Below are 14569 nucleotides of genomic sequence, written 5' to 3'. Positions count from 1 at the left end.
AGCTGATAACGGTTGTAAAAGATCCTAAAGTCACACCCGTACTACGAGCTACAAAAGTTTTTTCCTGAATCAGGAAATGCTCGGTCTGCAAATTACATTCAACTTCAATGGAGAATTCAAATGGAAAATCAAAAAAGATATGTCAAGTTATCTGTGGGCTACGAGCTTTTAGGAGTTAAATACGAATACAAACACTTTTTTACATCGACCTGTACAGAATCGTACAGCAAGTATCTGTGCTTATCTACTGACGATGCCTATGTTGCGTATTTGACAATGGAGATTTTCGATACTGATCGATGTTCCTTCAAGTTTTATGATGGCCCCTATAAAGACCAATGGATATGCAATGATGGCGGCTATCTCTACGTAAAATCCGACTACAGTCATTTAGCTGGTAATTTCAGTGATAACGGATCTACCGTAAAATTATGGACTATTCAGAATGGAACTAAATATTGGTTCAAAAAAGGGAATAAGTACAAAAATGATTATTGCGGCGATTATTTCTATATCGTGACAACGACTAATGAGAGTGATGCACTCACTTTTAGTATCACAGACATTTCTTCTGGTCTCCTCAACCCCCGCGATCGCCCCATCCCAAATCCTTTCAAAAAAGCTTATTTTTTCAAAGGAGACCAGTATATCCAGTTTGATATTGCTGCTGATCGAGCCGATGAGGGTTATCCAAAACCGATTAAAGGCAATTGGCCGGGATTAGATGCCTTCGCTGACGGGTTCGATGCTGCCGTCCATTGGGACAATGAGAAGATTTATGTGTTCAAAGGCTCTGAGTATATTAGCTACGATGCGCCTACTGCTCAAATTGATAGTGGTTATCCGAAACCGATTAAAGACAATTGGGCTGGAATGGATGACTTCAATAAAGATATTGATGCTGCCGTCAATCTAGGGAAGGGCAAAGTTTATTTCTTCAAAGGCCATTATTATACTCGTTATGAGATTGCTGCCGAGCGAGGGGTAAGTGCTAGTTATGATATTTCATCTTATTGGCCTGGAGTTCGTTTTAACAATATCGATGCCGCCCTGAATCTAGGTAATGGTAAAGTTTATTTATTCAAAGGATCTGAGTTTATTCGCTACGATATTGCTGCCGACAAAGCCGATGAGGGTTATCCAAAACCGATTAAAGGCAATTGGACTGGACTAGATGCCTTCGCCGATGGAATCGATTGTACAACTGCGTTTTAGCCAACGATTTTAGCCAGAAGCTCAAAATCTTCAAAACCATCGATTTTTGGCGTTCCTGAATCGAAGTATGAATTTACATTTTTCGAGATAACTAAACAACAATTCTTTCCCCCCGTCTTCATATTTAAGGCGGGGGTTATTTATAAATCAAAAATATTATGTCCCATCTAGAGCTATCAGCAAATTATTTTTAAAAGAGCGAAATTCTGATAAATGTTTACCGTTCTCTAATACTTTGGAAATCAAGGTAAACACTGGAAACACAAGGGTTGGTTTTATATCATCAAGTAAATCTCGGATATGGTTATTGCTCGGAATTTGATATACCCCAAACGGCAGGGGAAACGCATCTAAATTGTCTTGACAAAATACCATCTTAATGAGTGAGCATATAAGAGAATCTTTAATTTAATTCAAATGCGTATAAAATTTTTGATGAGCGCCTTAATTCAGTATCAGCATCGTTAGCTACATCTAGCTTTTCTTTCTCTTCATTGACTCACAAATCGCGTTGCTCCCATGTTGTAATAGCCAAGTATTATAAAGTTATTATAAGCAACTAAGATGTTATGTAAAATTTGTTTAAAGGTTGTCTTAACTTTCTTAACTGTCCTTGCATCTTTAAAACCGATCACGAGATAATACAAACATTAGTTCTAAAAAAGTCCGCAATTAATAGACCAATCATAAGTAGACTTTTATGAACAGGGCGGTCTTGTTGACATGATGCGACCGCCCTGGCTAGTATTCGGGACATTATTCGCACAATGATAATGATCTTGACAGAAATTGAAAAGCGGATATAAAAGCCGATTTTTAGTTTGTCCGATTTAATTTCTGGCACTTCCATCGGAGGAATTCTGGCACTCGGATTAGCTAAACCCCGATTAGGTTTAGGTGTATTCGCTAAATTTCCTTGTAAAAAGTTGAGTAAAATAAAATGACTATTTCTGAGGCAACTGATTTTGAACAACAAAACCCAAAAAAAATTTTCAATCCTGATGAAAATTCATTATTGATCTTGAGCCAGAAAAAACTCTTTACTTTGAAAGTAGTTGAGTATTTATTACTTGCGGCTTTTTTCTCTGTCGGCATTTTTATTATTTTTTATTCTGATGATAAAACACTTGTCACTACTGGAGTAATATCTTTAACTATTTCTTTTTTTTTGTTATTAATCAATAGAGAGTTAGTTCAAGGCGTTAAAAAGTTTATTAATAAGTTAGAGATTACTAGAAAAGCACAACTTTATACCTATCTATTGAATAATAATTCGGGCAATAAAGATACAGCAACTCTAACAAGAGAGAAAGCTTTACAGTATTGCCAAGATTTGATTGACGATTATAAAAGAGTTCGGAGTTCAGCGAGAAACCTTTATTATGGACTACAAATTGCAACAGTTATTTTATCAGGAGTTACACCAATTCTAGTCTTGGTAGACAAATTAGAAGCAGGACAAGCTTGGCTCAAGTGGCTACCTGTTCTCTGTCCAGCTATCGCCTCTATAGTCGCTAGTATAGTTACCTCTTTTCCTTTCCAGAAAAATTCGATTGCTGCTAATACCGCAGTTGAATTGTTGGAGGCTGAACAAGAGAAGTTTATATTGGGGGTGACTCCATCTTACCGTTCCTATGATGTGTCCGACGAAACTCAACAGCAGCAAAGGGCTAGCCAAGCATTAGAATATTTTATTGTGCAAGTGAATAATATTCATCTCAACCAACTACAACAAGCTCCTGAACAACAGTCCGAGAAGGCAGAATCATCTTCACCTAATGAGTTAAAGCAAGAGCAAAGTTAATAACATTTGGCAGCAATTTTAGCTTAACTTAGGTTACAGGGTGCAAAAACAATGAACATAAGATTTACAAACCAATATGAATTTATACCGCGCTACTTTCGCCTAGCTCTTGCCAACGTCCTATCGAATATTATGGTACCACTGGCTAATTTAGTCAGTGTCATCTTCTTAGGTCATCTTGAAGAAATTCACCACTTTGCTGGAGTCATCCTCGCTGGAAACTTGCTTAACTTTCTCTACTTCGTTTTACTCTTTTTACGAATGGGAACTACTGGAGTAACAGCGCAAGCAGTCGGGCGAGATGACCGAGAAGGTGTATTGTTGGTAGGACTGCGTAATGGTTTAATTGCTCTGGTGCTGGGGATTGCGATTATACTCTTGCAATACCCTTTGGGAGAGCTTGGGTTTGCCCTACTAAATGTTACCCCAGAGATCAAATCTTCAGGTCTTGCCTATTTCAACACCCAAATTTGGGCAGCGCCTGCGGTTTTGATCAATTTTGTATTGATAGGTTGGTTTCTAGGACGGGAAAAAAATAGCTTAGTTGTGGTGTTGTCAGTCGTTGGGAATGGAGTCAAAATCGCACTTGACTACTTGTTTATTATCCACCTGGGATGGGAAAGTACAGGGGCAGGAATTTCTTCTGCAACAAGCCAATATCTATCGTTATTGGTGGGATTGATCTTTTTTTGTACAGAAATCCAGTGGATTGAGGTACGAGCCGTAGCTGTAAAAATATGGGAAATCTCAGCTATAAAATCTAACTTGACCCTCAATGGAAACATTTTTATCAGCAATTTAGTTCTTATGTTTATCTCCTTAACATTTAACTATCAAGGAGTACAGATGGGGACGATGATTTATGCTCAAAATGCCTTGCTGGCGCAAATAAACACTTTGAATACATATTTTGTAGATGGACTGGGATTGGGTACAGAAACTTTGGTCGGAAACTTTAAAGGAAAAGGAGCTTCACAACAATTAGCACCCCTGGCTGGTGTTTCTGTTTTAACTGCTCTGACGGTGGGAATATTTTTCGGCGGTGTGTGTGTGCTATTTCCCGATACTGTTTTTAGCTTGTTAACTAACCACACCGAAGTCACTTCTAACATAGAGACTTTTGTTCCCTGGTTGCTACTCGTCCTGGTACTTAGTTCAATAGATTTCACGCTCGAAGGATATTTCTTAGGTTTGGCACAAGGAAATACCCTCCGCAATGTTAGCTTAATTGCTGTTGCATTGGGTTTTGTACCTATGTATTTTGCTGCGATTAAGTTTTCGAGTAACCATATTTTGTGGTTAAGTCTATGTTTGTTTTATGCAATCAGAATGGTGATGTTTGGCGTAAAATTGCCTGGTACATTTGGGGGTGATGTTGAGGATGGTGGTATTTCTCTTCCGGCTTTAGAAGCAAATAATGCCTTGCCTCTGGCTTTTGAAAAAACCCGTGAACAGATAACGATAGAAAATTTGCAGGTAGGTCAAGATTGAGCATTGATTTACCAATTAATCTTTTGTCTATAAAATTACAATGGCTATACAAGCTAGTACCTCGCATATTTTTAATAAGTTCCGTGGGTTTAAGTCCCCGGTTCTATAACCAGTAAGTTTTGTGTTGGGGTTAAATCACTATTAGAAAACTTAATGATGAATTAGGAATTATTTAAAATTGCTTATAGAGGTAATAAAAGATTAAACCTTATTAATAAAAAATGTTTTATGCAAATGCGTCTTTGCTGTATAATGAATTTAATTTTTATAAATAAACAAAAAAAATACCTGCAAAACAATTAATAATAACTGTCTGTACCTAAGTTATATTGGGAAGTTATGGAGCGGCTAGTAAAGTGAATAGTGAATCACTTGTGTAGAGTATTGACTTAGTAATTTAAATAAGGCTTTTGATAGATAGCATAAGCAAAAATCAGCGCCTACGCTTAAATTCACAGATAACCAAGTTTGGATAATAAATTAGCAATGCACAGCAATTCTTCTTTGGAAAAGAAGCCACACCTTACAGAGGACGCAAGATCATTTCCCCTCTCTTACGGTCAACAAGCGATGTGGTTTCTTTACCAGATAGCACCCCAGAGCATTGCTTACAATATATATACGACAGTGTGGATAAGCTCAGAGTTAGACTTGGGGGCATGGCATAGAGCGTGGCAACATATTATAGAACGTCATCCTATTCTGCGAACTACCTATAAACAGCATGAAGATCAACCTGTTCAAATAATTCACCCATACCAAGAAGTAGATATTAAGGTAACAGATGCTTCTTTTTGGGATTTAGACTATTTAAAGAAACAAATTCTGGCAGAAGCTGAACGTCCCTACAACTTGGAAACTGGTCTAATACTGCGGGTACATCTGTTTACACGGTCAGCTACCGAACATATCCAAGTACTCGCCATGCACCACATTGCTGGGGATATGTGGTCTTTTGACATATTATTAAAGGAACTCCGAATCCTGTATACCACTGAAGTAAAAAAATTGTCTCAAGCTTCCTTTGAGGTTATTAAAAATTTAGATATTTCAAATTTACAAACAAATAATATTCTCCCTCTTCCCAGGCAATCATACACAGATTATGTGCTTTGGCAGACCAAGATGTTGGCAAGTTCTCAAGGTGAGCAAATCTCGGCATATTGGCAACAAAAATTAGTCGGTGAGTTGCCGATTTTAGATTTGCCTGTGGATAAACTGCGACCAAGTGTGCAGACTTATTGTGGAGCAACACAGATCATCAAGTTAGATGAAGAATTGCTTCAAAGGCTGAGGAAGTTGTCGGAATCTGAAAAAACAAGCCTTTATAGAATTTTCCTCGCGGCCTTTTTCGTACTGTTTTACCGCTTATCGGGTCAAGAAGACATCTTAGTGGGCTGTCCGGTGGCGGGTCGGTCTGGTCGAGAGGAGTTTGAAGGAATTGTCGGCTACTTCACAGACCCTGTTGTTTTACGGGCAAATCTGGCGGGAAATCCCACCTTCAAAGAATTTATCGCTCAAGTAAGTCGCATAGTTTCTGAGGCTAAAAAGAATCAAGATTATCCTTTTCCCCTATTAGTAAAACAGCTTGCGCTTAACCAAGATCCTAGCCGTTCCCCTGTGTTTCAAGTTTCCTTAACTTGGCAAAAGCATGGCTGGTACGATAATGCTGAAAAATCATCTCTAGTGATGTCGCCATACCTGATAGAAGGACACCAACGAGGCGCAGCATTTGATATAGATTTGGCGATTATTGAAGCTGGTAGTGAGTTTGATTTTTGCTGGCAATACAACACTAATTTGTTTGATGCTGCCACTGTAGAACGAATAGCAGGAAATTATCAAACTTTGCTCTTAAGCATCTTAACCAATCCAGAACAAAATATTTCAGCCTTAGCATTGTTGACCGAAGCAGAAAAACACCAGTTGTTGGTGGAGTGGAACAATACTACAAAAGAATATTTACTCGATAAGTGCATCCATCAGTTGTTTGAAGAGCAAGTGGAACGCAACCCTGATGCGGTAGCAGTGGTGTACGAAGATGAACAACTGACCTACCGAGAATTAAACGCCAGGGCGAATCAACTGGCACACTACCTGCAAAAACTAGGTGTAGTACCAGAAGTTTTAGTGGGGATTTGTGTAGAGCGATCGCCATTAATGATAATCGGGTTGTGGGGAATTCTCAAAGCAGGTGGTGCATATCTGCCTCTAGATCCAGCCTATCCAAGCGATCGCTTGGCTTATATGTTGAATGATTCTCAAGCGCAGGTATTGTTAACTCAACGGCAGTTAGTAGACTCAATACCAAATACCTCGGTACAGGTGATCTGCTTAGATACTGACTGGGAGTTGATCGACACTCGTAGCGAGAAAAACCCACAAACTGAGGTAAAAACCAATAATTTGGCTTATGTGATTTATACCTCTGGATCTACGGGAAAGCCGAAAGGGGTGATGATTGAACATCGATCTTTGGTGAATTTCATTCAATCGCTAAAAGATGAGTATGGGATCAGGGAAAGCGATCGCGTCCTCCAATTTGTATCTATCAGTTTTGATGGCGCAGCCGAAGAAATCTATCCTTGTCTTACCTGTGGTGCAACGCTAGTGTTGCGTACTGCCGAGATGTTGAGTTCTGTCTCCACATTTTTGCAGAAATGCTGGGAATGGAAGCTAACAGTATTGCCGTTGGTAACAGCGTACTGGAACCAGTTAACGTCGGAATTAGCAACAACAAATCAGACTCTACCGACCTCAGTCCGACTGTTGTGTATTGGGGGAGAAACATGGCTACCAGAAAAATTAAAGCTGTGGCAAAAATGTATGGACGAGCGATCGCGTCTCCATAATTTAAAAGAACCGCCGCTATTGATGAATGGATACGGACCTACGGAAGCAACGGGATTGGCAACGATTTATAACTTATCGAAGCTTGTAATAGACGATACACGACCGCAGCAACTGATTGGTAAAGTTCTTGGTAATGTGCAAATCTACATCCTCGATCGCTATCTGCAACCCGTCCCGATTGGTGTAGCAGGTGAATTGCACATCGGAGGTGTCGGTTTAGCCAGAGGTTATCTCAACCGTCCAGATTTAACAGCCGCGAAATTTATTACTCACCCCTTCAACAAATTAGAACGTCTCTCTTACGAAGTTCCTCATCTTGGGGAGACCCCAAGACCGGACTTCGCGCTCTATAAAACAGGAGACTTGGCTCGTTATTTACCCGACGGGAACATCGAGTTTTTGGGTAGAATTGACAATCAAGTGAAGGTGCGGGGTTTTCGGATCGAACTAGGGGAAATCGAAACTGTGCTTATCACCCACCCGCAAGTATCAGAAGCAGTAGTGATCGACTCTGATGATATTCCGGGGTCTAAACGCCTAGTTGCTTATGTCGTGACTCGCTCCAAGCCGGAAATTAAAAATCAATTGCGTTCTTTCCTCAAACAGAAGTTGCCAGACTACATGGTACCATCTGCTTTTGTGGTTTTGGATGCTCTGCCCCTCACTCCCAATGGCAAGGTCGATCGCCGTGGACTTCCTAAGCCTGACCAAACTAGACCTAATGTAGAAGCAAATTACGTTGCGCCTCAAAGTGATGCAGAGCGAAGCATTGCTGCTGTTTGGCAAGAGGTACTTCACTTAGAAAGTATAGGTATCTACGACAACTTTTTTGAAATTGGTGGTCATTCCTTGCTTGCCACCCAAGTTATATCTCGGCTGCGTAAAGTCTTCCAGATGGATCTATCCTTACGCACCTTATTTGAAGCACCAACTATAAGTAGTCTTGCTGAGTATTTTGAGATGATTCATGAGACATTACCAAGACTCGAAGGTTCTTCTAATATTTCTGATGATGAGTACGAGGAGATTGAGATATGAATACATATAATTTCCTGTCTTATCTGCGTAGTTTAGATGTGAAAATATTTCTTGAAGGTGAGCGGCTACGATGCAAAGCTCCTAAAGGAATCTTGACTCCACAACTCCAGGCTCAAATAGCTGAACGCAAAGCAGAGATACTGGCATTTCTACACCAAAATACTCTTTCTGCAATTGAGCCAGTTAGCAGGACAGGAAACCTGCCGCTCTCGTTTGCACAAGCGAGATTGTGGTTTCTTGACAACTTACAGCCCAATAGTGCATTTTATAACATCCCAATCGTCTGGCGTTTTAACGGTCAACTCAACGTAGCTGCACTACAGTCAAGCCTGAACGAAATTATTTGTCGTCATGAAGCGTTACGCACAAACTTTGTAACACAAGAGGATCAACCCGTTCAGGTTATTGCTGCAACTCTTTCTTTGCAACTAGAAATTGTGGACTTGCTTCATCTGCCTCAAGGGGAGCGAGAAGACGATATGCAACGATTGGTTACAGCTGAAGCAGTGCGACCATTTGATCTAGAGCGAGAACCTTTAATACGTGCTACTCTCTTTCAGGTTGGCTCAACAGAATATGTGTTTCTGCTAACAGCACACCACATTATTTTTGATGGTTGGTCAACGGGTGTATTCGTCCAAGAGTTAACAACACTCTATACTGCATTCTGTACTGACAAACCCCTCCAAAAAGTTTTGGAACTACCCGAATTACCTATACAATATGCCGACTTTGCTGTTTGGCAGCGACAGTGGTTGGAACAAGAGGCGTTTGCACAGTTATCTTATTGGAAGCAACAACTTGAAGGCGCTCCTACCTTACTAGAACTTCCCACTGACAGACGAAGACCTGCGGTACAAACAAACCGGGGAGGTCATCAACAATTTATACTTCCTCTGTCGCTAGGTGAGGCGATCGCCAATCTTGGCAAACGTGCGGGAGCAACCCCGTTTATGACGTTTTTTGCGGCATTTGTTACCTTACTTTATCGCTATACAGGGGAAAAAGACATCGTAGTGGGTACGCCCGTTGCTGGTCGCAATCAACCGGAAATAGAAGGGATAATTGGTCTTTTTGTCAATACTTTAGTGCTGCGTACTGATTTGTCAGGCAACCCCAGTTTTGAACAGTTGCTGATTATGGTGCGGGAAGTAGCACTGCAAGCTTATGCTCATCAAGACCTGCCCTTTGAGAAATTGGTAGATGCTTTGCAACCTGCACGTTCTTTAAGTCACTTGCCTCTGTTTCAGGTGATGTTCGATCTCCTGAATGTTCCTATACCATCTTTGGATTTGCCTGAGATAACTGTAAGTTCATTTCCGATAGAAACGGGAACAGCAAAGTTCGATTTGGCTCTATCAATTGAGAATACTGGTTCTGAATTGATAACCGAATGGGAATACAATAGCGACCTGTTTGATGATTCAACGATCGCTCGGATGGCAAAAAATTTCCAAACGTTGGTGACAGGAATTGTCGCTAATCCCCAGCAGCCCATTTCCCAATTACCACTGCTAACAGAAATTGAGCAACATCAATTGTTAGTTGAGTGGAATAATACTACAAAAGATTATCCATTAGATAAGTGCATCCATCAGTTGTTTGAGCAGCAAGTGGAGCGCAACCCCGATGCTTTAGCTGTGGTGTATGAAGGGGAACATCTGACCTACAGAGAATTAAACACCAAGGCGAATCAACTGGCACACTACTTGCAAAAACTAGGTGTGAGTCCAGAAGTTTTAGTGGGGATTTGTGTAGAGCGATCGCCATTAATGCTAATCGCATTGTGGGGAATTCTTAAAGCGGGTGGTGCTTATGTGCCTTTAGATCCAACCTACCCAAGCGATCGCTTGGCTTATATGTTGAATGATTCTCAAGCGCAGATATTGCTAACTCAACGGCAATTAGTGGACTCATTACCAAATACTGGTTTACAGGTAATCTGCCTAGATACCGATTGGGAGTTGATCGGCACTCACAGCGAGAAAAACCCACAAACTGAGGTAAAAGTCAAGAATTTGGCTTATATAATTTATACCTCTGGGTCTACGGGAAAACCGAAAGGAGTGATGATTGAACATCGCTCTTTAGTAAATTTCACCCAATCGGCAAGAGATGAGTATGGGATAAACGATCGCGATCGCGTCCTCCAAGCTGCATCTATCAGTTTTGACTCGGCAGGCGAAGAAATCTATCCCTGTCTGATCAGTGGTGCAACGCTAGTGCTGCGTACTACCGAAATGTTGAGTTCTGTCTCCACATTTTTGCAGAAATGCCGGGAATGGAATCTGACGGTATTGATATTGGTAACAGCGTACTGGCATCAGTTAACGTCGGAATTGGCAACAACAAATCAGACCCTACCTCTATCAGTACGACTGTTTGCTACCGGAGGAGAAAATTTGCTGCCAGAAAAATTGAAGCTGTGGCACTCGTGTATGGAGGAGCGATCGCGTCTCCATAATTTAAAAGAACCGCCGCTATTGATGAATGGATACGGTGCTACAGAAGCAACGATATTCACAACATTGTATAACTTATCGCAGCTAGTAATAGAAGATACACGACCACAGCAACTGATTGGCAGAGCTATTGGTAATGCACAAACCTACATCCTCAATAACGAACTGCAACTCGTTCCCATTGGTGTCCCAGGCGAATTGCATATCGGAGGTGTGGGTTTAGCCAGAGGTTATCTCAACCGCCCCGATTTAACCGCCGCGAAATTTATTACTCACCCCTTCAACAAATTAGAACGTCTCTATAAAACAGGAGACTTGGCTCGTTATTTACCCGACGGCAATATCGAGTTTTTGGGTCGAATTGACAATCAAGTTAAGGTGCGGGGTTTTCGGATTGAACTAGGGGAAATCGAAACCGTACTCATTACCCACCCGCAAGTATCAGAAGCAGTAGTGATTGATTCTGATGATATTCCAGAGTCTAAACGCTTAGTTGCTTATGTAGTGACTCGTGCCAAATCCGAAATTAAAAATCAATTGCGCTCCTTCCTCAAACAGAAGTTGCCAGACTACATGGTTCCATCTGCCTTTGTGATTTTGGATGCTTTACCACTTACCCCTAATGGCAAGATTGATCGTCGTGGACTTCCTAAGCCTGATACAGCACGTAATGAACTAGAAAAAGATATAGTTGCACCGCGCACAGAGTCTGAAGAAATACTAGCCAAAATCTGGTGTGAAGTTCTGCACCTAGAACAAATTGGCATCCATGACAACTTCTTTGAACTGGGCGGAGATTCCATTCTCAGCATTCAGATTATTTTTAAAGCAAAACTTGCTGGACTGCAACTGAGTGCCAAGCAGATATTTCAACATCAGACGATCGCTGAATTAGCAGAAGTGACTAACATTACTCAAACGCTGAGGGCAGAACAAGGGCTAGTAACTGGGACATTACCTCTAACACCCATTCAGCAATGGTTTTTTGCACAAAATTTCCCAGAACCTCACCACTTTAACCAGTCATTGCTGCTGAAAGTACCGCAAACACTCGACCCCAATCTTTTGTCGCAGGTAGTGCAACAATTATTGTTACATCATGATGGACTGCGCTTACGTTTTGTGCAGTCTGACTCAGATTGGCAACAGATTAACACTAATCCTGATGATACTATTCCTTTTTCTCATGTAGATATGTCTGCAATACCAGACGCAGAGCAAAAAGCTGCGATCGCATCAGCTGCTGATTCCCTACAAACCAGTTTAAACCTTTCTTCTGGCCCAATAATGCGAGTAGCGTTTTTTAGTCTTGGTACTAAAAAAGCTAGTCGATTACTAATAGTCATCCACCACTTAGCAGTAGACGGCGTTTCTTGGCGGATTTTGTTAGAAGATTTGGAAACAGCTTACCAGCAAATCAGTCGCGGTGAAAAGATTCAGCTTCGCCCCAAGACAACATCTTTTAAACACTGGGCTGAGAAACTGAATTCTTATGCAAGCTCAGATATTGCAAAGAAAGAACTGACTTATTGGCAAGGCATCTCACATACACAGATAACCCGTCTACCAGTAAATTATGCATTAGGTGCAAACACTTTAGCATCTACCCGCATAGTATCAATGTCACTCTCAGCAGAAGAAACTCGCACTTTGTTGCAGGAAGTTCCCAAAGTTTATAAAACTCAGATTAATGATATCCTGCTGACTGCTCTGGTGCAGACTTTAAGTAAATGGATTGGCAGTAACTCTGTGTTACTTAACCTTGAAGGGCATGGACGGGAGGATCTTTTTGAAGATGTAGACTTATCCCGGACAGTCGGTTGGTTTACGACAATTTTCCCCGTACTTTTAGAGTTAAAAGCAACAGATAATCTAGGGGATGCAATTAAGTCTATCAAAAAACAACTCCGTGCCGTACCTAATCGAGGCATCGGCTATGGTGTGCTGCGCTACTTGAGTGAGGATGTAGAAATTATCTCTCAACTCTCGGCAATGCCACAACCTGAAGTAAGTTTCAACTACTTGGGGCAATTCGATTGGGGAATGCAAGAAGATTCTTTCTTAAAACTAGCCCCGGAATCAATGGGAGCAGAACATAGCCAGCAAGAAACTTGTAATCATCTACTAGATATTAACGGACTCGTAGTAGAGAGTCAGTTCAAACTGGATTGGACATACAGCGAAAATTTTCACTCCTCTGCCACAATTGAAAATCTCGCCCAAGATTTTGCAGCAAACTTGCGATCGCTAATTGCTCATTGTTTATCTGTTGATACTGATGAATCTGAAAAACCAGTAAATAATTTCCAGCTTCAGGAAAATAAAGTTTTAGTTCCCCTACATTTATTAGAACTTCCACAGGATATCTCTGATTCACTACCTGACGATACAGAATTGGCATATCCTCTTGCCAGAATGCAAGAGTTTATGTTGCATCATTACTCAAATGATCATCAAAAAATGGGGGTTTATCATGGACAGGAATCATTTGATATATATGATGACAATCTTTCGTTAAATGCCTTTAAAAAAGCATTAGAAATGCTAGTGCAGAAACATCCGACTTTGAGAACCGTATTTATCACTTCTAACGGAAAACCAGTATGCCAGGTGATTAAAAATAATCTGAAATTTTCCATCCATGAGCAAGACATTAGCAACATCAAATCGGATGAACAGGAAAATTACATTGATGAGGTTGTAAAGCAAGACAGGCAAAACTTGTTCAACGTTGAAAATCCCCAGGAGCCACTTTTTCGAGTATGGCTTTTTCGGAAAGCCAAGAATAGATTTGAATTCTTAATGTCAATACATCATGCAATTACAGATGGCTGGAGTAGTATTGAATTCCTTAACCAACTTTACGACTTATATTCTGCTCTCAAGAAAGGAGAAGAAATAACAGTATTACCTGCCGCCAATGTGTACAAAGAATTTGTCGCTTTGGAGAAAGAGATAATTAGCTCACCAGACGCATCAAATTTCTGGAAGCTTCACTTAATAAACTATAAGTATAAACCATTGAAGCCTTTAAGCGCTTTAGTAAATCAAGTAGAAACTGTTGGCGAAGAATACCATTTTGACTCAGAAATAATTACTGGCTTACGTGACTTCTGTCGAAAATTAAAAGTTTCACCAAAAGCAATTTTCTTGAGTACCTACGTTGACCTAATTGGTACTGTAATGAAAGAAAATACAGTTTCTGTAGGAGTTATTTCTAATGGTAGGACAGAAAGATTATCTGATCCATTTGGAGCTTTGGGTTTGTTCTGGAATATTGTTCCCTTGTGTCAACCAATCATAGGAGATAAAAATGTCCAAATTAAAAATGTGCAGGAATCCCTAATTGATATCGAACCTTATGTTAGATATCCACTTCTACAAATTTTGTCAGACCAACAAGAAATAGAGTTGTTTCTCGCTACGTTTAATTTCGTGAATTTCCATAATGATAAAAATAATTCTGAACATCTTGGCTTTAAAATATACCGGAGAAGGTTACATGACAAGTTCAACTTTCCTTTAAATTATGCTGTTTCAATGGAATCAGTTTCAGGAAATGCAAGCATATATGTGGAATACGATCAGATGTATTTTAGTAGTCAAGATATTCGCTCAATGCTTCAAAATTATCTTGAAATATTAAAAAATACAATAAATAGTGGGTGACAGAAGCTCTATTTATAACTGAATACTTGACAAATAT

The 14569-nt window shown here is 40.3% G+C and carries 6 protein-coding genes; 5 read left to right on the top strand and 1 reads right to left on the bottom strand.

Annotation, left to right across the window (positions count from 1 at the left end):
- The first annotated feature begins 120 nt into the window (after window positions 1-120).
- Window positions 121-1215 carry a hemopexin repeat-containing protein gene (locus V7K73_RS00110; protein WP_334875998.1) on the top strand — a complete coding sequence of 365 codons (1095 nt, stop codon included), beginning with the start codon at window positions 121-123 and terminating at the stop codon, window positions 1213-1215.
- 156 nt (window positions 1216-1371) lie between these two features.
- Here the strand turns inward: V7K73_RS00110 and V7K73_RS00105 are convergent, their stop codons facing one another.
- Window positions 1372-1590 (bottom strand): hypothetical protein, encoded by a 219-nt coding sequence (locus V7K73_RS00105; RefSeq protein ID WP_334875996.1) that lies wholly within the window; start codon window positions 1588-1590, stop codon window positions 1372-1374.
- 565 nt (window positions 1591-2155) lie between these two features.
- On the opposite strand from V7K73_RS00105, the gene V7K73_RS00100 reads away from it, so the two are divergent.
- From V7K73_RS00100 to V7K73_RS00085, 4 genes are all read left to right on the top strand, one after another.
- A complete protein-coding gene (locus V7K73_RS00100) occupies window positions 2156-3019 on the top strand; it encodes a DUF4231 domain-containing protein (RefSeq protein ID WP_334875995.1) in 864 nt (287 codons plus the stop codon).
- Between the two features lie 51 nt (window positions 3020-3070).
- Window positions 3071-4510 carry a guanitoxin biosynthesis MATE family efflux transporter GntT gene (gntT, locus tag V7K73_RS00095; protein WP_334875993.1) on the top strand — a complete coding sequence of 480 codons (1440 nt, stop codon included), beginning with the start codon at window positions 3071-3073 and terminating at the stop codon, window positions 4508-4510.
- Window positions 4511-4996: 486 nt separating this feature from the next.
- The gene (locus V7K73_RS00090; protein ID WP_334875991.1) at window positions 4997-8401 is read left to right on the top strand and encodes a non-ribosomal peptide synthetase; all 3405 of its coding nucleotides are present in this window, start codon (window positions 4997-4999) and stop codon (window positions 8399-8401) included.
- On the top strand, window positions 8398-14532 hold the full coding sequence (locus tag V7K73_RS00085) for an amino acid adenylation domain-containing protein (protein WP_334875990.1): 6135 nt from the start codon (window positions 8398-8400) through the stop codon (window positions 14530-14532). The genes V7K73_RS00090 and V7K73_RS00085 overlap by 4 nt, the downstream gene beginning before the upstream one ends.
- The last annotated feature ends 37 nt before the right edge of the window (window positions 14533-14569 follow it).

The organism is Nostoc sp. (assembly GCF_036916975.1).
Classification (GTDB): Bacteria; Cyanobacteriota; Cyanobacteriia; order Cyanobacteriales; family Nostocaceae; genus Nostoc.
Note: the sequence above shows the minus strand (reverse complement) of the source record. Positions and strands in the feature narration are given on the sequence as shown.